The sequence below is a fragment of the Gelidimonas diazotrophica genome, from assembly GCF_055694025.1.
On record NZ_CM146349.1, the window covers coordinates 1,475,672 to 1,496,286 of the forward strand.

17 protein-coding genes and 2 tRNA genes are annotated in these 20,615 nt (G+C 53.5%); 11 read left to right on the top strand and 8 right to left on the bottom strand.

Annotated features, from left to right (window positions below; all coding sequences use genetic code 11):
- Positions 1-5 precede the first annotated feature (5 nt).
- The 4 genes from glgB to KGFNPO_RS06845 all read right to left on the bottom strand — a co-directional run bounded on the left by glgB (position 6) and on the right by KGFNPO_RS06845 (position 4,224).
- The gene (gene glgB / locus KGFNPO_RS06830) at positions 6-1,943 is read right to left on the bottom strand and encodes a 1,4-alpha-glucan branching protein GlgB (RefSeq protein WP_472633841.1); all 1,938 of its coding nucleotides are present in this window, start codon (positions 1,941-1,943) and stop codon (positions 6-8) included.
- Positions 1,943-2,065: a hypothetical protein gene (locus KGFNPO_RS06835; protein WP_472633843.1), complete on the bottom strand. Its 123-nt coding sequence runs from the start codon at positions 2,063-2,065 to the stop codon at positions 1,943-1,945. Before KGFNPO_RS06835 ends, glgB begins: the two co-directional genes overlap by 1 nt.
- A 46-nt stretch (positions 2,066-2,111) precedes the next feature.
- Entirely contained in the window at positions 2,112-3,668 is a 1,557-nt protein-coding gene (gene glgA, locus KGFNPO_RS06840) for a glycogen synthase GlgA (RefSeq protein ID WP_472633845.1), read from the bottom strand.
- A gap of 355 nt (positions 3,669-4,023) precedes the next feature.
- The gene (locus KGFNPO_RS06845; RefSeq protein WP_472633847.1) at positions 4,024-4,224 is read right to left on the bottom strand and encodes a hypothetical protein; all 201 of its coding nucleotides are present in this window, start codon (positions 4,222-4,224) and stop codon (positions 4,024-4,026) included.
- A gap of 188 nt (positions 4,225-4,412) precedes the next feature.
- Here KGFNPO_RS06845 and KGFNPO_RS06850 point away from each other — a divergent pair, with 188 nt between their 5' ends.
- From KGFNPO_RS06850 to KGFNPO_RS06875, 6 genes are all read left to right on the top strand, one after another.
- Entirely contained in the window at positions 4,413-6,854 is a 2,442-nt protein-coding gene (locus KGFNPO_RS06850) for a PAS domain S-box protein (RefSeq protein ID WP_472633849.1), read from the top strand.
- Between the two features lie 175 nt (positions 6,855-7,029).
- Positions 7,030-7,106 (top strand) — tRNA-Arg (locus KGFNPO_RS06855).
- A 176-nt stretch (positions 7,107-7,282) separates the two neighbouring features.
- A tRNA-Arg gene (locus KGFNPO_RS06860) sits at positions 7,283-7,359 on the top strand.
- A gap of 407 nt (positions 7,360-7,766) precedes the next feature.
- Positions 7,767-7,970: a cold-shock protein gene (locus KGFNPO_RS06865; RefSeq protein ID WP_010398811.1), complete on the top strand. Its 204-nt coding sequence runs from the start codon at positions 7,767-7,769 to the stop codon at positions 7,968-7,970.
- A 230-nt stretch (positions 7,971-8,200) separates the two neighbouring features.
- Positions 8,201-10,792 (top strand): ATP-dependent chaperone ClpB, encoded by a 2,592-nt coding sequence (gene clpB / locus KGFNPO_RS06870; RefSeq protein WP_472633851.1) that lies wholly within the window; start codon positions 8,201-8,203, stop codon positions 10,790-10,792.
- A 112-nt stretch (positions 10,793-10,904) separates the two neighbouring features.
- Positions 10,905-11,360: a MaoC family dehydratase gene (locus KGFNPO_RS06875; protein ID WP_472633853.1), complete on the top strand. Its 456-nt coding sequence runs from the start codon at positions 10,905-10,907 to the stop codon at positions 11,358-11,360.
- A 143-nt stretch (positions 11,361-11,503) separates the two neighbouring features.
- Here the strand turns inward: KGFNPO_RS06875 and KGFNPO_RS06880 are convergent, their stop codons facing one another.
- Together KGFNPO_RS06880 and KGFNPO_RS06885 are read right to left on the bottom strand one after the other, a co-directional pair.
- A complete protein-coding gene (locus KGFNPO_RS06880) occupies positions 11,504-12,832 on the bottom strand; it encodes a DEAD/DEAH box helicase (protein ID WP_472633855.1) in 1,329 nt (442 codons plus the stop codon).
- A 233-nt stretch (positions 12,833-13,065) separates the two neighbouring features.
- Complete coding sequence (locus tag KGFNPO_RS06885; protein ID WP_472633857.1) at positions 13,066-13,857, bottom strand: inositol monophosphatase family protein; 792 nt, start codon at positions 13,855-13,857, stop codon at positions 13,066-13,068.
- A 158-nt stretch (positions 13,858-14,015) separates the two neighbouring features.
- Here KGFNPO_RS06885 and KGFNPO_RS06890 point away from each other — a divergent pair, with 158 nt between their 5' ends.
- Positions 14,016-14,765, top strand: a complete 750-nt coding sequence (locus KGFNPO_RS06890) for an RNA methyltransferase (protein ID WP_472633859.1) — start codon at positions 14,016-14,018, stop codon at positions 14,763-14,765.
- A 287-nt stretch (positions 14,766-15,052) separates the two neighbouring features.
- Here the strand turns inward: KGFNPO_RS06890 and lexA are convergent, their stop codons facing one another.
- Positions 15,053-15,718 carry a transcriptional repressor LexA gene (gene lexA, locus KGFNPO_RS06895; RefSeq protein WP_472633861.1) on the bottom strand — a complete coding sequence of 222 codons (666 nt, stop codon included), beginning with the start codon at positions 15,716-15,718 and terminating at the stop codon, positions 15,053-15,055.
- A gap of 238 nt (positions 15,719-15,956) precedes the next feature.
- Between lexA and rpsF the strand changes: the two genes are divergently transcribed.
- Genes rpsF through rplI form a run of 4 tightly spaced genes read left to right on the top strand, consistent with a single transcriptional unit; the run spans position 15,957 to position 17,482 of the window.
- A complete protein-coding gene (rpsF, locus tag KGFNPO_RS06900) occupies positions 15,957-16,355 on the top strand; it encodes a 30S ribosomal protein S6 (protein ID WP_472612690.1) in 399 nt (132 codons plus the stop codon).
- Positions 16,356-16,383: 28 nt separating this feature from the next.
- Positions 16,384-16,689 carry a primosomal replication protein N gene (gene priB / locus KGFNPO_RS06905; protein ID WP_472633863.1) on the top strand — a complete coding sequence of 102 codons (306 nt, stop codon included), beginning with the start codon at positions 16,384-16,386 and terminating at the stop codon, positions 16,687-16,689.
- Between the two features lie 17 nt (positions 16,690-16,706).
- The gene (gene rpsR / locus KGFNPO_RS06910) at positions 16,707-16,991 is read left to right on the top strand and encodes a 30S ribosomal protein S18 (RefSeq protein WP_472612688.1); all 285 of its coding nucleotides are present in this window, start codon (positions 16,707-16,709) and stop codon (positions 16,989-16,991) included.
- A gap of 38 nt (positions 16,992-17,029) precedes the next feature.
- Complete coding sequence (gene rplI, locus KGFNPO_RS06915; protein ID WP_472612687.1) at positions 17,030-17,482, top strand: 50S ribosomal protein L9; 453 nt, start codon at positions 17,030-17,032, stop codon at positions 17,480-17,482.
- Between the two features lie 168 nt (positions 17,483-17,650).
- Here the strand turns inward: rplI and KGFNPO_RS06920 are convergent, their stop codons facing one another.
- Positions 17,651-20,596, bottom strand: coding sequence for an Hsp70 family protein (locus tag KGFNPO_RS06920; RefSeq protein ID WP_472633865.1), 2,946 nt, complete (start codon positions 20,594-20,596; stop codon positions 17,651-17,653).
- Between the last annotated feature and the right edge of the window lie 19 nt (positions 20,597-20,615).

Sequence of the window (20,615 nt, forward strand, 5' to 3'; positions counted from 1 at the left end):
GCTTCCTATCCCGTCTTGAAATAAGCAACTGCCAGCGGCGGCAGCGTCAGCATCAGCGAATGGCTGCGGCCATGCGCCGGGACCGGCGCCGCCTCGACGCCACCCATATTGCCCTGGCCGCTGCCGCCATACAGCGCAGCATCGCTGTTGAGCAGCTCGCGCCAAAACCCGCCGTGCGGTATGCCCACGCGATAGTTATGGCGCGGCACCGGCGTGCAATTGCACACCACCAGCACGATGTCCTCGGCAATCGGTCCCTTGCGCAGGAAAATCACCACGCTTTGCTGGGCATCGCTGCAATCGATCCATTCAAAACCATCAGGCGAAAAGTCGAGCGCATGGAATGCAGGTTCGCTGCGGTAAAAACGATTGAGATCCTGCACCCATCGTTGCAGGCCGTGATGTTCCGGGTACTGCAGCAGATGCCACTCCAGGCTTTCTTCATGCTGCCATTCACGATGCTGTCCGAACTCGCAACCCATGAACAGCAGCTTTTTGCCGGGATGCGCCCACATGTATCCGTACAGCAAACGCAGGTTGGCACATTGCTGCCAGCTGTCGCCGGGCATTTTGCTTATCAATGCGCCTTTGCCGTATACCACTTCGTCGTGCGACAGCGGCAGCACGAAGTTTTCCGTAAACGCGTACCAGATGCTGAATATCAGCTGATCCTGGTGATACTTGCGGTTGATCGGGTCGTTGGAAAAATACACCAGCGTGTCGTGCATCCACCCCATATTCCATTTCATCCCGAAACCCAGCCCGCCCAAGTAAAGTGGATGGGACACCAGCGGCCACGCGGTCGATTCTTCGGCGATGGTTTGTACGTCGGGATGGTCGCGGTAAATCGCGAGGTTGAGATCGCGCAGAAAGCTGACCGCTTCCAGATTTTCATGGCTTCCATGCACGTTCGGTATCCACTCACCCGGCTTACGGGCGTAATCGAGATACAGCATTGACGCCACTGCATCCACCCGCAGTCCGTCGAGATGGTATTTTTCCAGCCAGAACAGCGCACTGCTAGCCAGGAAATTACGCACTTCGTTGCGCCCGTAATTGAAAATGTAGCTGCTCCATTCTGGATGGAAGCCTTGCCTGGGGTCCGCATGTTCGTACAAATTGGTACCGTCGAAACAGGCGAGCCCGTATTCGTCGCCGGGAAAATGCGACGGCACCCAATCGAGAATCACTCCGATGCCATTCTGATGCAGGTGGTCCACCAGAAACATGAAATCTTCCGGCGCTCCGTAACGGGCGGTCGGCGCAAAGTAGCCGGTAGTTTGGTAGCCCCACGAGCCGTAAAACGGATGCTCGGTCACCGGCATTAATTCGACATGGGTGAAGCCCATTTCCTTCAGATAGGCGGCAAGGCGCGGTGCGATTTCGCGATAGCTGAGAAAGCGGTTGCCTTCTTCCGGCACCCGCATCCAGGAGCCGAGATGCATTTCATAGATGGACAATGGCGCATCAAGCGCGTTGGCCGTGTGGCGGCCATGCATCCATTCGGCATCACCCCAATCGTAGTTGAATTGCCAAATACGGGACGCATTGCTGGGCGATAGCTGCCAACAGAATGCAAACGGATCGCCCTTGTCCACCTGTAAGCCATTGTATTTCGACGCAATGTGATATTTGTACGTAGCGCCGTGACCAATGTCCGCGATGAAGCCTTGCCAGATGCCTGACCCGTCCTCGCGCAAGGCAAGCGGGTGCGCCTGTTTGTCCCAATTATTGAATTCACTGATGACGGAAACTTGCTCGGCATTGGGGGCCCACACGGCGAACCAGGTGCCAGCACTGCCATTTTGCTGAATCGGATGCGAGCCCAGCTTGTCGTATAAGCGGAAATGCGTACCTTGCTTGAATAAATAAATATCATGATCCGTAAGGTGTTCCGGCACCGGCTGGATCTTTAACTGCTTGATATTTTTATTTCTTGGCATTACTCGTGTCCGGTTAAAAACTGAATACATTCATAACTGTTCAGCGCGTTATGAATCGCCCCCTCTCCCGCAAGCGGGCGAGGGGATTCAAACAGTTCTGACCTGGCGAGCTGAATAGTCATATCAGGCCTCCAACAACAAATCCCGCCATTCCGCTATACAGTCGGCTCACATTCGTGCCACGGCCAAATCTAAATCCGGCCCCTCGCCGGATTTGGCAGACAGCGTGTTTATGAAGAGCGGTTTCGCAGTTGCCGACGCGATTTCGGAATACATTTCGATATATTTTCGTACCGGAACGTTCCAGGAAAAATCGCCGCTCATCGCATTGCGCTGCATGGTCAGCCAGTCGCCGGCATTGCCGAATATCGCAAACGCGCGGTCTACCGCGGCGATCATGTCCGCCGCTTGTTCGCCATCGAAAAGTATGCCGTTCGCGCCTTTGCATAAGGTGCTACCTGTGCTGCCTGCGTTGCCGGAACCCGGATCGACAATCGTATCGATCAAGCCGCCAACCCTGGACGCAATCGGAATCGTGCCGTAACGCATGGAATAAATCGGGGTCAAGCCATACGGCTCAAATCTGGTGCCGTGCAGCAACATGTCGGCGCCTGCATGCAGCGCATGTGCGCGTCGTTCATCGTAGCCAATATAAACACCTAGCCGGCCCGGATAGCGCCGGGCCAACTCCATGAATCCGTTTTCATAGACATGGTCTCCGCGCCCTAGCACCACGACTTGCACGCGCGGATATTTATCAAGGATGGCAGGGAGCGCCGCCAGCGCGACATCCGCCATTTTTTGATGCGTGATCCGGCTACCCAGCGCTAGCAGCGGCGCGAACGGGTCTACCGGCAGGTCAAACATTTTCAGCAAGTCCTGTTTGCAGAAGTTCTTGTTGCGCAGCGTGCGCCGTGAAAAATGTCGCACAATCAATGGATCTTTTGCCGGGTTCCAGAGGCTCATGTCAACCCCGTTGGAAATCGGAACGATTGCCTGCTTGCGATGATTCAGCACGCCGTCCAGGCCGTTGCCGAATTGCGGCGTCAGCACTTCCCTGGCATACGACTCGCTGACGATGGAAATGCGATCGGCATACTGGATGCCTGCTTTCAGGAAACTGAGCTTGCCCCAGAGCTCGATCCCATCCGGATTCAGCATGTCAGCTGGTATGCCGAGTGCAGGCCCGAGTTCGATCGGATAATTGCCTTGAAATGCCAGGTTATGGATCGTCAACACCGAGCCGACTTGCCTGATGTCGTTGGTGCGAAGCAGAAGGGGAACCAGGCCCGCGTGCCAATCGTTGACATGCACGACATGCGGTACGTCCAGCGGAGTGCGGCCGGCACAAATGCGCACGGCTGCATGGGCAAGCGCTGCAAAACTCGTTGCATTGTCTGCATAATCCTTGCCGTTCGCATCCACATACGGATTGCTGGACCTGGCGCGAAATCTCTCGGTTTCCAACAAAAAAACCGGAATATCGCTGTCGGGGATGAATCCCTGATGCAAGCATGCCGGCCCGCCTGGAAGATCGTCCAGAGCGGCAACTTTGGCCAATCCTGTCGCCCCATTGAGCGCAGACGGATAGCCAGGCATCAAAATACCGGCATCGACATTCTTTTCACGCAAAGCGGCGGTGAGTGCCGTAATGACATCGGCAAGACCGCCGGTTTTGACAAGTGGAATGGCTTCGGACGCAACTAATAGAACACGTGGGCGCAAAATAATGCTCCCTTCAAATAGGCTATGCTCCGGTTACATCTCGTGGTTGAATCCGCCATGTCTTGAAGAGACACGATTATCGATAGGCGGTTCGATACGCGATGACACGTTCTGTTACATCGTTATTTTTTGATTAACATACGGCTCAATAATAAGCATCCGCATAAAGTCATCTTTACGTAAGATCAAAGTTTTTGATGATCCTATAGCTGGTTACTTTGCCGCTTGATCAAAATCCGTTAGTCTTCTTTCGCTCCTGATAGTGTCGAGGCCGATGTGACCTTACAGCGTCAGGGAGGGGCGTTTGTGTGCGTGTTCTCCTGCCATGCCTAAAAACATACTGGATAATGTGTTTTTAAAGTCGCACCAGATATATGCGGAAATATACATATTTATGACCATACTCCTTTGTTTTTACTTGAAATGGATTTTTAACAGCAAATAACAAGAGCCATATTGCCTTGGGCATTTTGGTAAATTCAGAGCCGGTAAAATTTAAACGCTGCAACACTGCATCTACACAACGCGCATGTGCCGGCCAAGACAGAAAAGCCATTTTCAGATACTCCCGATGCGGCCGAATGGCGAATGTGGCGGGATCGTAAAAAGGCTATCGCCCAATAGACTTAAGCATCTTCTGCACGTATGCTCTAGCCCAAATAACGGATACATTCATGCAACTAAAGGCCTCGATGTTTCAATGCCACTTTCCTATACGGCGCCTGCCATGATGCAGGCCAGATCATGAAATCTCCCCTTGTTCGTGTGTCCCCGGAATATTCCCGCTTTCGTCGTCGTCTGGTGATGAGCTTGCTGGCGGTCGTCTGCCTGTCCATCGCGGCCGTGTCCTGGGAAATCTACTCATCCTTTCGCGAGCGGGAAAATGCGGCGCGCATCCAGGCCAAAACCTACGTGCAAACGATTGCAGCCCATGTGTCAGATTCGATCCAGCTCGTCGATTTTGCGCTGATAGGGGTTGCGAATGCCATCAAGGCGTTGCCCGCGGAGAAACGGAATTCCATAGCAACCATCCAACAATTGCTGGCACGCCATGATCCTGCTTCCAGTGATGATTTCTGGACGATATTTGTCGATGCTAACGGGGTTGGTGTCGTGGCATCTAAAAATGTAGCGGTTCAGGGAACGTCATATGCAGACCGCGGCTACTTTAAGGCGCACGCCGGGAGACAGGCTGATCAAGGCCTGTATGTTGGTGAACCGGTGATGGGAAAAATAACAAAGAAACGGATTTTCCCATTGAGCCGGCGCGTGGTAAGCGCGCAAGGCGAGTTCCTGGGCGTTATCGCCGCACCGATGGATGCTGCCCGTTTTGCCTCAATGTTCGAACTCGCGCGATTGAATAAGGATATCTCGATCGCTCTGGTCCATCAGAGTGGCAAAATAATTGCCCGTGTTCCACTGTTCGAGCAATCATTTGCAGCTAGCTTATTGCACTCTGATCTCTTTGGAAAAACGCAGGAAGCACCGATCAAGTCCTTCCAGACGAACAGTCCGGTTGATGACCATACGATGATCTACAGTTCCCGTGCTCTTGAAAACATGCCTTTGAATGTAATTGTAGGAATATCCGTCCAAGCGTTGAGCCAGGCTTTACAGGAAGATTTGTTGATTGGAGGCGCAGGCATTTTGTTGATGATGATGATGATGTTCCTGAGTGCTCATGTTGCGCTCCATTCGTACCGCCGTCTTGAAATCAGCAAACAAGCACTGCAGGAAAGTGAATTTCGCTGGAAATTCGCACTCGAAGGTGCGGGCGATGGCGTATGGGACTGGAATGTCGTGTCCAATGAAGTGCATTTTTCGATCCGCTGGAAGCAGATGCTGGGCTATGCCGAGGATGAAATCGAAAATAATTTTGATGCCTGGGAAAACCGTGTCCATCCGGACGATAAGTCACGTGTGATGGCAAAACTCCACGCGTGTTTAGAGGGTAAAACGCCGGTCTACCTTAGCGAATATCGGATGCAGAGCAAGGACGGCAGCTGGGAATGGAATCTAGCCCGCGGCATGGTGATCAGCCGTGATGCGGCCGGACAGGCGCTACGCATGATCGGCACTCAAGCAGACATCACCGATCGCAAACAGGCTGAACAGGCGCAGGTGCATAAAATAGTCGAAGCGGCACCTGAACCGATGTTGTTAATCGGTAATGACGGCATTATTACCTTTGCCAATGGCGCTGCCCAGGCAGCTTTCGGCTATGCGTTCAATGAATTGAAAGGCCTGAATGTCGACGACCTGGTGCCGTTCAGTAGTCGTAGCAGTCATGCGTATTACCGCAAAAAATTTGAAACCAGCAGGACTCAGCACCCGTCAAATTTAAACCGGCCATTGACTGCGGTGTATAAGGACGGCACCGAGTTTCCTGTTGAAATCAGCCTCAGCCCATTCCAGATGGACGGTCAACCGGTCGTCATCGCCAGCATCCGCGACATCACCGAAAGAAAACGGTCAGCGGAACTGCTGCAGCAATCCTTTACCCAATTGCGCCGGCTTTCCGATCATCAGGAAAACATCAAGGAAGGCGAACGAAAACGCATCGCGCAAGATATCCATGATGATCTGGGCCAAAATTTGTTGGCGCTGAAAATGGACGTGGACACGCTGTACGCGCGCACCGGAGACGCGCATCCAAAACTGAATCAACGGGTATCGGTAGTACTCAACAACATTAATGCCACCATTAAGTCCGTGAAATCAATCATGAATGATCTGCGCCCTGCTGCGCTGGAACTGGGCTTGTATCCAGCGGTGGAGTGGCAGCTAAAGCAATTTGAGCGGAGAAACGGGATCGCCTGCAAACTGGTGACGATCGCGCCAGAGGCAGAGTTTGGATTGGATGCGGACCAAACCTCGGCAGTATTTCGGATTTTGCAAGAGTCGCTGGCCAATGTTGTGCGCCATGCCAACGCCACGGCAGTCGAGATAGCTCTTAGCCAAGACGAGTGCGGCTTTTTGATGCAGGTAAAGGACAACGGGAAAGGACTTCAGCCAGGCGATAGAAGAAAGGCAAATTCGTTTGGACTGATGGGGATCAGGGAGCGCATTCATGCGCTCGGAGGCGAACTCATCATCGCAAGCAGCCTGGGAAATGGCACGGCCTTGTCGATCTCCATTCCTGTGCTTTCCACGCACCGGTTCGACAACATGCAACATTCTCTTTAATTGCATCAAAGGGACATTACTACTTTGGGCTAACAAAATTTTCACTTCAGACTTTTCTTGCTATCCCGCATGTGTTAACATGCGGGCTCTCTTTGAGATAGGAAGAAATTTAATACTATCAATAGCTCGGAGAAAAGGAAATATTTCGTCAATTTCCTCCGGCTTCAAAGGTATTGCGGCTGTAGCTCAGCTGGATAGAGTACTTGGCTACGAACCAAGGGGTCGTGGGTTCGATTCCTGCCAGCCGCACCAGCATTGGAAAATTGATTGGCGCCTGCCAATCAATTTTTATTTATTTTTGCAATGACGTGATCTTATTCTGCATGTTTTTGCTTTCAGAATAAACGGTAGCAGGATGTTTAAAGTTGAAAGTGTTCGCGAAACATAGTTCTTTCAATCGAAAATATCATGCTATAATTTATCTTTTCGCGGCTGTAGCTCAGCTGGATAGAGTACTTGGCTACGAACCAAGGGGTCGTGGGTTCGATTCCTGCCAGCCGCACCAGTATTTAAAGCCGTTAGTGATGCGAGTCACTAACGGCTTTTTTGCGTTCAACGTATAGAATGCTTTATCTGCTTCTACACGGTCCAAGTTGGTCCAGCGTAATCGATTATATTTCCTTCGGATGGAGGTAAGGCCGTATGTTGCATCGCTGGATTCGCACATGGATGCATATTCCTCTACGCACCAGGTTTAGGTGATGCGGGTGACCGGATACTTGGCACAAAATGATCGAGTACACCGGACTGTGTTTAAACAAAATTTGGCTGCTAGGTTTTTTTTAAACTTATAGGGTATAATTTCGCAATCGTTGAGATTCGAGCGAGTGGTGCAGTATTAGTCTGTCATTTCTTTCTTGCTTCAAACGATTTAACGGGCATATGCCCAACTTAACTGAAATAGGAATTGCAATGGCAACTGGTATCGTAAAATGGTTCAATGATTCTAAAGGCTTCGGCTTCATCACACCTGATGAAGGCGGAGAAGATTTGTTCGCTCACTTTTCAGCGATTCAATCGAACGGCTTCAAGTCTCTGCAAGAGAACCAACGTGTGTCTTTCGAAGTAACTGCTGGCCCTAAAGGCAAGCAAGCTTCGAACATTCAGCCTATCTAACGCTGAATACAGCGAGATAGAAAAAACCCCGGCATGCCGGGGTTTTTTTTCGTCCAGATAAACGCTACATTCGGTTAGTTTTGTATGGCTCTTGCGATTTGTCATATAACAATGCCAGCGGTACAACGGCGTCCTATCATCAAAGTCGATGAGAGAATAGGTGCACGTTATCGTGCTTGAAAATACATTTTTTAGCCTTATTTCACCTTATATACATGATTGGAGTACATATGCGTGCTGATAAATGGACGACAAAATTGCAAGAAGCCCTTGCAGACGCCCAAAGTCTGGCGGTGGGTAACGATAACCAATATATTGAACCGGTGCATTTGTTAACGGCCTTGTTGGATCAGGACGACGGCAGTGCGCGCTCCCTTATGCAGCGGGCTGGGGTGAATATCGGTAGACTTTCCGCCGCATTGAAAGGGTCAATCGACCGTTTGGCGAAAGTAAGCGGCACCGGGGGCGAAATGCAGGTCGGGCGCGAGCTTGGCTCTTTGCTGAACTTGGCTGATAAGGAAGCGCAAAAACGCGGCGATCAATTCATCGCAAGTGAAATGGTGCTGTTGGCAATGGCGGACGACAAATCGGATGCCGGTAAGTTGTCACGTGAAAATGGCCTGACACGCAAGGCCTTGGAAGCTGCGATTGTTGCGGTGCGCGGCGGGGCTAACGTGAACTCGCAGGAAGCCGAAGGGCAGCGCGAAGCACTCAAAAAATACACGGTGGATCTAACCGAGCGCGCCAAGATGGGCAAGCTTGATCCGGTGATCGGACGCGATGACGAAATCCGCCGCGCGATCCAGGTGCTGCAACGCCGCACCAAGAACAATCCTGTTTTGATTGGCGAGCCGGGTGTGGGTAAAACTGCGATTGTGGAAGGTTTGGCGCAGCGCATCGTCAATGGCGAAGTGCCCGATAGTCTGAAGAACAAACGCGTACTTTCACTTGATATGGCGGCCTTGGTCGCCGGCGCGAAATACCGCGGTGAATTTGAAGAACGGTTGAAGTCGGTCCTCAAGGAGTTGGCGCAGGACGAAGGCCAGACCATCGTGTTCATTGACGAACTGCACACGATGGTGGGTGCCGGCAAGGCCGAAGGCGCAATGGATGCCGGCAATATGCTGAAACCAGCTCTGGCGCGCGGCGAGTTGCATTGCGTTGGCGCCACTACTTTGGATGAGTACCGCAAGTATGTTGAAAAAGATGCCGCGCTGGAACGGCGTTTCCAGAAGGTTCTGGTGGATGAGCCCAGCGTGGAAGCGACCATCGCCATCTTGCGCGGCTTGAAAGGAAAGTACGAAGTGCATCATGGGGTCGAAATTACCGACCCGGCCATCGTCGCCGCAGCCGAGTTGTCGCATCGTTACATCACCGATCGCTTCCTGCCGGACAAGGCAATTGACTTGATCGACGAGGCCGCTTCCAAAATCAAGATCGAAGGCGATTCCAAGCCGGAAGTAATGGACAAGCTTGACCGCCGCATCATCCAGCTAAAAATCGAGCGTGAAGCGGTCAAGAAAGAAAAAGACGAAGCATCACTAAAGCGGCTGGGTCTGATCCAGGATGAAATTCTCAAGCTTGAACGGGAGTATGCTGATTTTGAAGAGATATTAAAAGCGGAAAAGGCTAGCGTACAGGGGAGTACCCATATCAAGGAAGAGATCGAAAAAACTCGCCTGCAGATGGAGGAGGCGACACGCCAGAGCGATTGGCAGACCGTGTCAGAGCTGCAGTACGGCAAACTGCCGGAACTGGGAAAAGCGCTGGAAGCGCAGACGCAGCAGGATGCGCAAGTCGATAAACTGGTTGCAGACAAGCCGAGATTGTTGCGCACCCAAGTTGGCGCGGAAGAAATCGCCGAAGTAGTGTCGCGTGCGACCGGCATTCCAGTCGCGAAAATGATGCAGGGCGAACGCGAAAAACTACTGCACATGGAAGATGCCTTGCATCAGCGCGTGGTGGGGCAGCATGAAGCAATTGTTGCCGTGTCGGATGCGATCCGGCGTTCGCGTGCTGGCCTGGGAGACCCGAATCGTCCCTACGGTTCGTTCATGTTTCTCGGCCCGACAGGTGTCGGCAAGACTGAGTTGTGCAAGGCGCTGGCTACATTTCTGTTCGATACCGAAGAATCGATGATTCGCATCGACATGAGCGAATTCATGGAAAAGCATTCGGTAGCGCGCCTGATCGGCGCGCCGCCAGGCTACGTCGGTTACGACGAAGGCGGTTATCTGACAGAAGCTGTACGGCGCAAACCGTATAGCGTGATCTTGCTCGATGAAATTGAAAAAGCGCATCACGACGTATTTAATGTGTTGTTGCAAGTGCTCGACGATGGCCGCATGACGGATGGTCATGGGCGTACCGTAGACTTCAAGAATACGGTAATCGTGATGACTTCCAACTTGGGTTCCCATAAAATTCAGGCGATGGAGGGCAACGATCCGGCATTGGTAAAAATGGAAGTAATGGCGGAAGTGAGAGCGCATTTCCGTCCGGAATTCATCAATCGTATCGATGAAATCGTGGTATTCCATGCGCTCGATGAGAAGAATATCGGCGCCATCGCCAAAATCCAGCTGAAAATTCTGGAGCAGCGGCTAGCGAGTATCGAAATGGCGCTCGACATCTCTGACGAAGCGTTGCAGAAAATTGCGGAAGCGGGCTTTGATCCGGTGTATGGCGCACGGCCACTGAAACGTGCCATCCAACATGAAATCGAGAATCCGCTCTCGAAACTGATATTGCAGGGGCAGTTTGGCCCTAAGGATGTAATCAAAGTCGGCGTGCATGAAGGGCGATTTACATTCATGCATTGACCAGTTGTGGCGAATAAAAACCGCTGACAGACTGGCGTTTGTCAGCGGTTTTTATTTTTGTATTTGTTGTTGCATCAGGCAGTTTGGAAATATCCATTATTGAGAGGGTGTAATGCGCATCATCGGTTCGCAGGAAGATTTGAAAGCATTGGTCGGTCAGAAAGTGGCGAGTTCCGGTTGGGTCGATATTACGCAGGAGCGCGTCGATCAGTTCGCACAAGCTACCGGCGACTGTCAATGGATTCATCTGGATGTTGAGCGCAGCCGGCGCGAGTCCCCTTTTGGCGGGACAGTGGCACATGGCTTCCTGACTTTGTCGCTGTTGCCGATATTTATGGAAGAGTCGATTGCCATGACAGGCGTGAAGATGGGCCTCAATTACGGCTTGAACAAAGTGCGCTTCCCGGCTCCGGTGCCGGTAGGCAGTCGTTTGCGCGCACACCTGACATTACTCGCCGTCGATGATATTGAGGGCGGCGTTCAGGCAAGTTGGGAAATCGTCATGGAACGGCAGGGAAGCGAGAAGCCGGTTTGTGTGGCCGAGATGCTGGTCCGGCAATATTATTGATGCGAAAACACGGCGTACATCGTCATAATTTCGAGCATCGCTCGTGTGTAACTTTCTGCAGCTTGTTCGGAGAGCTGCTTTTATCACGCCTTTTTTAGCGCGTGATAAAAGCACAAGCGTAGCCAAGCTACGCCACAATCGGTTTAACGGCCACGGCCGCCTGAACGGTGTTGCGCCGATGAGCGCACTGCTACGTTCCCATTGGCTTGCGCCGGGCCGGAGCGCGGTGCGCCGCTGCGTGGTTTGCCAGCGCCAGCACTTGCGCGCGGCTGTTGATTTCTGCCGCCACCGCCACCGCTACGCAGTTGAATCGGTTGCGCCTTGGCATGAGGATCTGGTTCAAAACCGTCGATGATTTCACGCGGCAATTCGCGCCTGATCAGTTTTTCGATGTCTTTCAGCAGGCTGAATTCATCGACACAGACCAGTGAAACCGCTTCGCCAGTGGCGCCGGCGCGGCCGGTACGGCCAATCCGGTGCACGTAATCTTCCGCCACGTTCGGCAGATCGTAATTGACCACGTGCGGCAACTGGTCGATATCGATGCCGCGCGCGGCGATGTCGGTTGCGACCAGCACTTGCAGATTGCCGCCCTTGAATTCCGTCAATGCCTTAGTGCGGGCAGACTGGCTCTTGTTGCCGTGGATCGCCATCGCGCTGATGGCATCTTTTTCCAGTTGCTCGACCAATTTGTTGGCGCCATGTTTGGTGCGGGTGAACACCAGCACTTGCGACCATTGATGGGTTTTGATCAAGTGGGTCAGCATCGGATGCTTTTTATCGCGGTCGACCGGATGTACTTTTTGCGCAATGATTTCGACGGTCGAATTGCGCCGTGCCACTTCGATCATCGCCGGTGCATTGAGCAAACCATCGGCCAGCGTCTTGATTTCCTCCGAGAACGTGGCGGAAAACAGCAGGTTCTGACGTTTTTTCGGCAATACAGCCAGGACGCGCTTGATATCCTTGATGAAGCCCATGTCGAGCATGCGGTCGGCTTCATCCAATACCAGAATTTCAACGTGATTCAGGTTGATCGTGCCTTGCTGCATGTGGTCCAGCAAACGCCCTGGCGTGGCGACCAGGATATCGACGCCGTGCTTGAGTACCTTGATTTGCGGGTTGATGCCGACGCCGCCGAAAATCACGGCAGAAGTCAGCTTCACGTATTTGCCGTATTGACGCACGCTTTCTTCGATCTGCGCTGCCAGTTCGCGGGTCGGCGTCAGGATCAAGGTGCGAATTGGCGTGCCTTGCGCATTCGGATTTTTTGCGGCGCTAGCGAGTCGGTGCAGAATTGGCAGCGTAAAAGCGGCCGTCTTGCCGGTGCCGGTCTGGGCGCCGGCCAGCAAGTCGCCGCCCGCCAGTACGGCAGGGATGGCTTGCGCTTGAATAGGGGTTGGGGTGGTGTAGCCTTTTTCGGTTACAGCACGAAGAATTGCATCGGACAGGCCGAGTTCAGTAAATAGCATGGATGATTTTAAAAAGATCGGCCTGTCGCCATTCAAGGCGCCAGTCGCAGGCAAACAGATCGGTATGCGGAAAAGTCATAATAGACAGCGACAAGGGGACTGGTAAGCTGTCGCGTGCCGCAGTATAGCAGCAGTACGGCACAAGGGGGATTTAACGCTTAAGTGCTGCTGTGGGCCTCGCAAAGCAAAAAAGCCATCGGCCGAATGGCCGATGGCTTTTTAATACTGAAAATTTATTTGCCCGCGAATGGCGTCAATACAGCCAGCATTTGCGCGAATATCTTTGGATTGCCGGCAATGATGTTGCCATGATTCAGGTAATCGGACTCACCGGAAAAATCGCCCATGATGCCACCCGCTTCAGTCAATAGCAGCGATCCTGCCGCGATATCCCAAGGTCGCAAACCCTTGATGAAATAACCGTCAATATATCCGCAGGCCAGATAGGCCAAGTCCAGTGCGGCTGAACCGCCTTGACGCACACCGTGTGATTTTTCCGACATGATGCGAAACATTTCGAGAAATTCATCCATGTTTTTGGCACTGGTCAGACCAGTCGCAAGCAAGGTGTCGCACAGTTTGTCATGCTTGGTCACGCGGATGCGTTTTTCGTTCAAGTAAGCGCCGGAGCCTTTGCTTGCGGTAAATAAATCGTTGCGACTTGGGTCGTAGACAACCGCTTGCGTGATGACGCCGCGCTGTTGCAGCGCAATCGATACGCAGTATTGCGGATAACTGTGGATGAAGTTGGTGGTGCCATCAAGCGGGTCGATGATCCAGACATTTTCATTTTCATCGTTCAGATTGGTGGATGCACCAGATTCTTCGGCCAGAATGGCATGGCTGGGGTAAGCGTTTTGCAGGATTTCAATGATCGCCTGTTCCGCTGCCTGGTCGACATCGGTCACGAAGTCGTTATATTGTTTTTCGGTGACCGTAACGCGGTCGGGGTCGAATGCGGCGCGATTGATGATCGCCGCACCGCGGCGAGCGGCCTTAACCGCCGTATTGAGCATTGGATGCATAGTGGTTCCGTTAAAATGGCGGCACTGTTTACGAGCAATAACGCTGCAAACAAAACCGCACAACATGAATTAAAGAGCGATGCGGTATATTTGTGGCCAGAATGTCTGTGCAAGACTCCTGATTTCCCAGTTTTAACCGCGCAATGGCGCTATTTTAAATGAACCTGCAGCAAACCAATACGTCTCTTTTTCAGCGCCTGCGTTTTATCCTGGTCGAAACCAGCCGTTCAGGCAACATCGGATCGGTTGCGCGCGCCATGAAAACCATGGGTTTCTCGGATCTGGTACTGGTCAATCCACGCTTTGCAAATATGACGCAACAGGACGAAGCGATTGCGTTTGCCAGCAGTGCGCAGGATATTCTTGCTGCCGCACGCGAAGTCGGCTCGATTGAAGAGGCGTTGGAAGGGTGTAATTTTGCCGCGGCCGTTAGTGCCAGATTGCGCGAATTTTCACCGCCCATCGTGTCGCCGCGCAATTTGGCGAGCCAGTTGGCCGCGGATGGCAGCCTGAATGCGGCGCTGATATTCGGCAACGAGCGCTTCGGCTTGCCCAACGGGATAGTTGAAAAATGCAATGTGCTGATCAATATTCCGGCCAACCCGTCTTATTCTTCCCTCAATCTGGCGCAGGCAGCGCAAGTGCTGGCCTACGAATGCCGCGTTGCTGCCATCGGCGATGGCGTGCCGGCCTCCGGGATCGGATTTCAGGGCGCTGCAGCCGGTATTGCAGAAATTGAAGGCATGTATGTACATCTGGAGCAGGCGCTAACCGCAATCGGATTTCTGAATCCCGAGCAGCCGAAGAAGCTGATGCCGCGTCTGAAACGCCTGTTCGCGCGCACCCAACTGGAAGTGGAGGAAGTCAATATCCTGCGCGGAATTGCTAAAAAAATTCTGAGAAAATAGTCTCGGTAAAGTTTCATGCGCTATTTTAATACCGTACGTAGTATTTTTATACTGCGCATTTTATATATGCGGTAATTGCCATATTATTTAATATACTCCTTGTTTTTAATTTAATTCGAGCAAGGCGGAACACTGTTGAAACGTATTCCTGCTCTGTATATGCGCAGCGGCACTTCGAAAAAGGTGTTTTTCAACCTTGTCGGCTTGTCTGCGGATGCGGCGCAACCAGACCAGATGCTATTTTGTCGTGCTTGATGGGCCGCACACTGACTACACGGCAAGCATTCTTAGGTCCAGGAGCGCAGCAGCCCAACTGCCAGGCCTTCAAGGGCGAAGCTGTCGTCGTCCGGCTTGACTTTTATCGGGGTGAAGTCAGGATTTTCCGGAAGTAGCTCGATCAGCGCGCCGGTTTTTCGGTAGCGCTTGACCGTCACATCGTCGCCTAGCCTGGCCACAATAATCTGGCCGTTTTTAACACTCTCGACTTTTTTGACAGCTAGCAAGTCGCCATCCAGAATGCCTGCATCGCGCATGGACATTCCCCGCACTTTCAACAGGAAGTCGGGCTTGCTGGAAAACAGGCTCGGGTCGACTTGATAGGTTGCCTCAATATGTTCCATTGCAAGGATCGGCGAACCGGCTGCCACGCGGCCAACCAGTGGCAGGCTTAACTGCATCAGTGTGGCGTGCGGCAAGGTCATTTCTGCATCGCGGCCATGATGGCTCTGCTCCTGATTGCGCATGTCACGCAAGCGAATTCCGCGCGATATGCCCGGCGTAATTTGGATTACGCCCTTGCGCGCCAGTGCTTGCAGATGTTCTTCGGCGGCGTTGACCGAGCGAAAGCCGAGTTCAGCCGCGATTTCTGCGCGCGTCGGCGGAAAACCTGTGTTCTCAATTGCATTTTTGATCAGGTTCAAAATTTGTTCTTGACGCGCAGTAAGCTTTAGCATGATTTTTTTGAGGCTGTTTATAAAAACAGTCTGTATTTTTGTACAGTGCATCACTGAATGCAAGTTTATTCGCTCTTATTTGCACATTATGGCCGGTTATTTTTTGCTTTCTAAGCTGCATGCTGTCGGTACTCTTGAGTTTTTGATGGTTTAGCAGTATAGTTCTGGGCTTTTCTCTTCCCACACTCGTCTTGACGCCGAGGTGGGCGATTTTTTAATCAGTCCATAAGGAGTTTACATGCGTCACTATGAAATAGTATTTATCGTTCATCCGGATCAAAGCGAGCAAGTGCCTGCAATGATCGAGCGCTACAAAGCCAGCGTTACTGCGCGTGGCGGTCAGATCCATCGCGTGGAAGACTGGGGTCGTCGCCAGATGGCTTACATGATCCAGAAGCTTGCCAAAGCACATTACGTCTGTATGAATATTGAATGCGACAACGAGACTTTGGTCGAAATTGAAACAGCATTCAAATTCAACGATGCCATCCTGCGCCACCTCACCATCAAGATGAAGAAAGCTGAAACAGCACCATCGCCGATGATGAAGAATGTGCAAAAGGAAGATGCTGCAAAGAGCCATCGCACTGAGGCGCCTGCGGCACCAGCCCCGGCACCAGTCGCGGCAGCTGCGTAATTGCGTATCAGGCAGTGAACCGAACAGTGTGAACCGGCTCCAATTTGTTGCCAGTATTGTTGAACGCGATGTTCTGCGTTACACCCCGGCAGGTATTCCGATGGTGGGGGCAAGATTGCTGCACAGTTCGCAACAGATGGAAGCAGGCACTGACAGATTGGCCGAGTTTGAAATCGCAGCACTAGCTGCGGGCGAAGTTTCAGGACAATTCAATCAGGCTGATTTAGGCGGTATGTTTCAGTTCACCGGATTCCTGGCACGCAAGAACCGCAACAGCAAAAGTCTCGTATTCCATATCGTGGATTTCGAGACACATTCGTTAGAAAATTGTTAGAAATACAGGAGCCAAAAATGGCATTCGGTAAAAAGTTCGATAAAAGCAAGCTCAAATTAAAACGTCAACAGCAAAATCCATTGTTCAAGCGCAAGAAATTCTGCCGTTTTGCCGCAGGACATGTAGCGCAGGTCGATTACAAAGACATGGATACGCTCAAGGATTTCATTCAGGAAAACGGCAAGATCATGCCTGCCCGCCTGACCGGTACCAAGGCTATCTATCAGCGCCAGGTTGATACGGCAATTAAACGCGCACGTTTCCTCGCGCTGATGCCGTACACCGATCTGCACACCGCGTAATTGACGACTGACTCAGTTACGAAAATTCGGAGAAAAATATGCAAGTTATTCTGTTAGATAAAGTCGTTAATCTCGGCAGCCTCGGCGAGGTAGTTCGCGTCAAAGACGGTTATGCACGCAATTTCCTGATCCCGCAACGCTTGGCACGTCGTGCGACAACACATGCCATCGCTGAATTTGAAGTCAAGCGTGCAGAACTGGAAACAGCTGCATTAGCTAAGTTGGTGATTGCACAGGCACTGGCCACAAAATTGACCGGCATGACGGTACAAATCACCCAAAAATCGGGTGTCGATGGCCGCTTGTTCGGCTCTGTTACCACTGCCGATATTGCTGAAGCGCTGAGCAAACAAGGCTTTGCAGTTGAAAAAGCACAGGTGCGTTTGGAGCAAGGGCAAATTAAGACTGTTGGCGATCATGCTATTTCGGTTGTGTTGCACACTGATGTACTAATTGATCTGACGGTTGCCGTTTTGGGCGAACACGTTTAATCGCGTTGCTGTCAATATTGCATCATAAGCCGGGCTTGCCCGGCTTTTTTTGCACCTGAATTTTGTTCAGCATTTTTCATTTTCGTAGATTAAAAACCTTTGCGGGCGCTACGTAATCTCGGTTGGAAATTTAAACAGTTGGTCGGCAAGCGTTTGCCCACGACAACATCAGGTGATTAATTTTAGTCCCGGTGGCAGGGACTCGCCCAGCATGCGCCGCTCGTCGGCCTGCTCCAGTTGCACGATCTGGCGCACCATGGCGACCCATGTGGGTGCGGCGTCGCTCGTCCGCAGTCGCAGGATGATCTGCTCGCGCAATGCGGGCGGGATGTCACGCGCGCGGTCGCCGGTCATGCGCGCCATATGGGCTGCGGCAAATGCTGCCGGTTCGACCCGCTTCCAGTCCAGAACCAGAATCGCATCGAGCCAGTCGGCCACGATATCTGGCGGCACAACATCGTGTGCGTTGCCGTAGAAAGGCTGGCGCGCGCCAATGCGCCCAAGGGCCCACAGATTCCGGGTTTGACTATCGGGTTTATGCGGCTCGGTGCTCGGCTTGCGAATGTTGTCGAGTAGCCATGTGCCGATTTCAACCTTGTAGTCCGGTGGGATGCGTTCTAGCGATGCTCCCAGGCGCAGCATGTCGTCAAAGCTGCCCTTGACGAGATCGGCTGGACGCGGCCCGGATTTTGCCTCGTCAGTTTGCAGATTGAAGGCAAAATCGGCTAGCAGGCGGTGTTGCGCCGGTGCGTCCAAGCCGCCGGCAACGCGCCGCCATAGTGTCCACCATTCCGTGCAGACCTGGCTGTCATTGCCATGCTGGACGCCATGCTCGAACAGTAGCCAGAGTTGCTCGACGCGCCAGCCATCGAGCGGGTATCCCAAGCCCGGGCGCAGGCAATAGCCGGCAAGATTGAGCCATGCCCGTTCATGCTCGGCCGAGCGCCGCCGGCCGCGTGCGCGGGGCAAAAGCACGTCGAACAATTGGCGCAACAGCGGCGTTTGCCAGCGCTCCCGGCTGCCGAGTAATTGCTCCAGTTGCAACCGGAGCTGCTTGACTTCTTTCGGTGCTACCTGCTGGGTGCGGGCTCCGAAAATGCGTTCAATTTTTTCGACCGCTTGCGTGAAATGGGGCGGCAACGGAGTTTCTTCCTGGACTTCTATAGCCTCGTTTCCACCCACGCCCCGCAACTGGAATTCCAGCAGCCAACGCTGGCTGGGTTGCTCATTACTTTGCGCCACCTCGACGCAGTGCATCTCCAGCGTGCCAAGTTCGGTAAGCGCCGTTGCCAGTTGCACCGGAATGTCTTGCTGGCTCGCTCCCACATCCGCTTGCAGCACCATGGCGATAGGCGGCAGGGGGACGAAGTTGCCATCGGCGAGATTGATCAGTTCGCCCGCGTGGGGCGGCGTCTGGTTGGCGGCGTCGGCAATCGACGACACCAGGTGAAAGCGCACCGGCTGGCCCACCCGCAAGGCAAAGATATTATTCTTGAGCAGGATTTCGCGGCCTGGTTCGCTGCCACGCGGCAGAATGCAGATTGCGCGCTGCGCCGTTGTAGCAGCACGTTTTTGTTCACCATTTCGGTTGCGATGATGTTTGTCGTCTTGGTCGAGAACCAGGAAATAGCTGCGCGGCGCACCGCCGCCGATTTGGGGCGCTCGCCCTTGGCCGGCCAGCGCGTAAGCGACCGCACCACGGGCGACCGCCAGGTCTGGATTTTCGTTGTGCAACAAATGTAGCGGTGCTCCACGCCAGCTTGCCAGCGTGTCTTGCAAGCGCTGGACCAGCGCGTCGGCGCGGAATACGCCGCCGTTGAGCAGCAAGGTGTCGGGCAGCGCCAGTTGGTTCGATGCATCAACAGCGTCAACACCGAGCGCCTCGCGCACCGCCGCCGCGTGCTGGTGCAGAAAGCTGGCGATGTGGCGGGTGATGGCCGGATCGCTGGCGTAAGGCAAGCCAAACTCCACGATGCCGCTGCGGCCGCGCTTGGCCTGCTCGGTCTTGGCTACCATCGGGAAAAATCCATCGACGATCAGCCGTTCGACCTCATCTCGCGAAAGGTCGACCGAACGCTTCTTTTTAATGAGCCCTGCGCCGGCTCCCAGTAGCGTCACCAGCGCTCGTTCCGGCGCTTGTGGCCCCAGCAGCACTTCCTTGGCTGCGCGGCAGCGCTCGACGAGTTGGGATAAATTACCCGCTGACAGGCGTGGTGCCGTCATCCCTGGCGCAGCTATCCCCGGCGCGGATTGCGCCATGCGTGCTTCGACCAGATGCGTCAAGGCCAGGTCCATGTTGTCGCCGCCGAGCATTAAATGATTGCCCACGCCGATTCGCGTCAGTTGCGGCTGACCATCGCGCAGTTCCACCTTGATCAGACTCAGGTCGGTGGTGCCGCCGCCGACATCGCATACCAGCACCAAACGCGTATGGTCCAGTTCCACCGCCAGGCTGTGCCGGTGGTGAAACAGCCAATCGTAGAAAACCGCCTGCGGTTCTTCCAGCAGGCGCAGCTTGGCGAGCCCGACCTGGCGCGCTGCTGCGATGGTCAAGGCGCGCGCGCCTTCGTCAAACGAAGCCGGTACGGTCAGCACCACTTCCTGCTGCTCAAGCGGGTTGTGCGGAAAACGCCAGTTCCATGCGGCTCGGATAGTGGCCAAATAACTGGCGCTTGCCGCCACCGGCGACACCTTGCCCACTGCAACGTCCGCGCCCCACGGCAGGATGGGCGCCAGGCGGTCGACGCCCGCGTGCGATAGCCAGCTCTTGGCGCTGACCACCAGCCGGCCGGGCACTTGCGCGCCCAGCGTGCGCGCCAGTTGGCCGATCACGATGGGCTGCGTGTGCTGCGTATCAGCCGCATCGCTCGCTGCCGCTTTGGCCCAGGGCAGTTGCAGTTCGCCCGCAGCCAGTTCGCCGGGCGCAGGATGGTAGCGCACCGATGGCAGCATCGCGCATGCCTTGCGTTCACCGGGGGCCACCAGTTGCTCAATCTCAAACAGCCGGATTTTCTCAGAATCAGGTTTAGCGCCCAACTCCGCGTAGGCTACGACCGTATTGGTGGTGCCAAGGTCGATGCCGACGAGGTATTTTTGCGCGACCGATTGCTGCATTAGTTACACACCATCATTA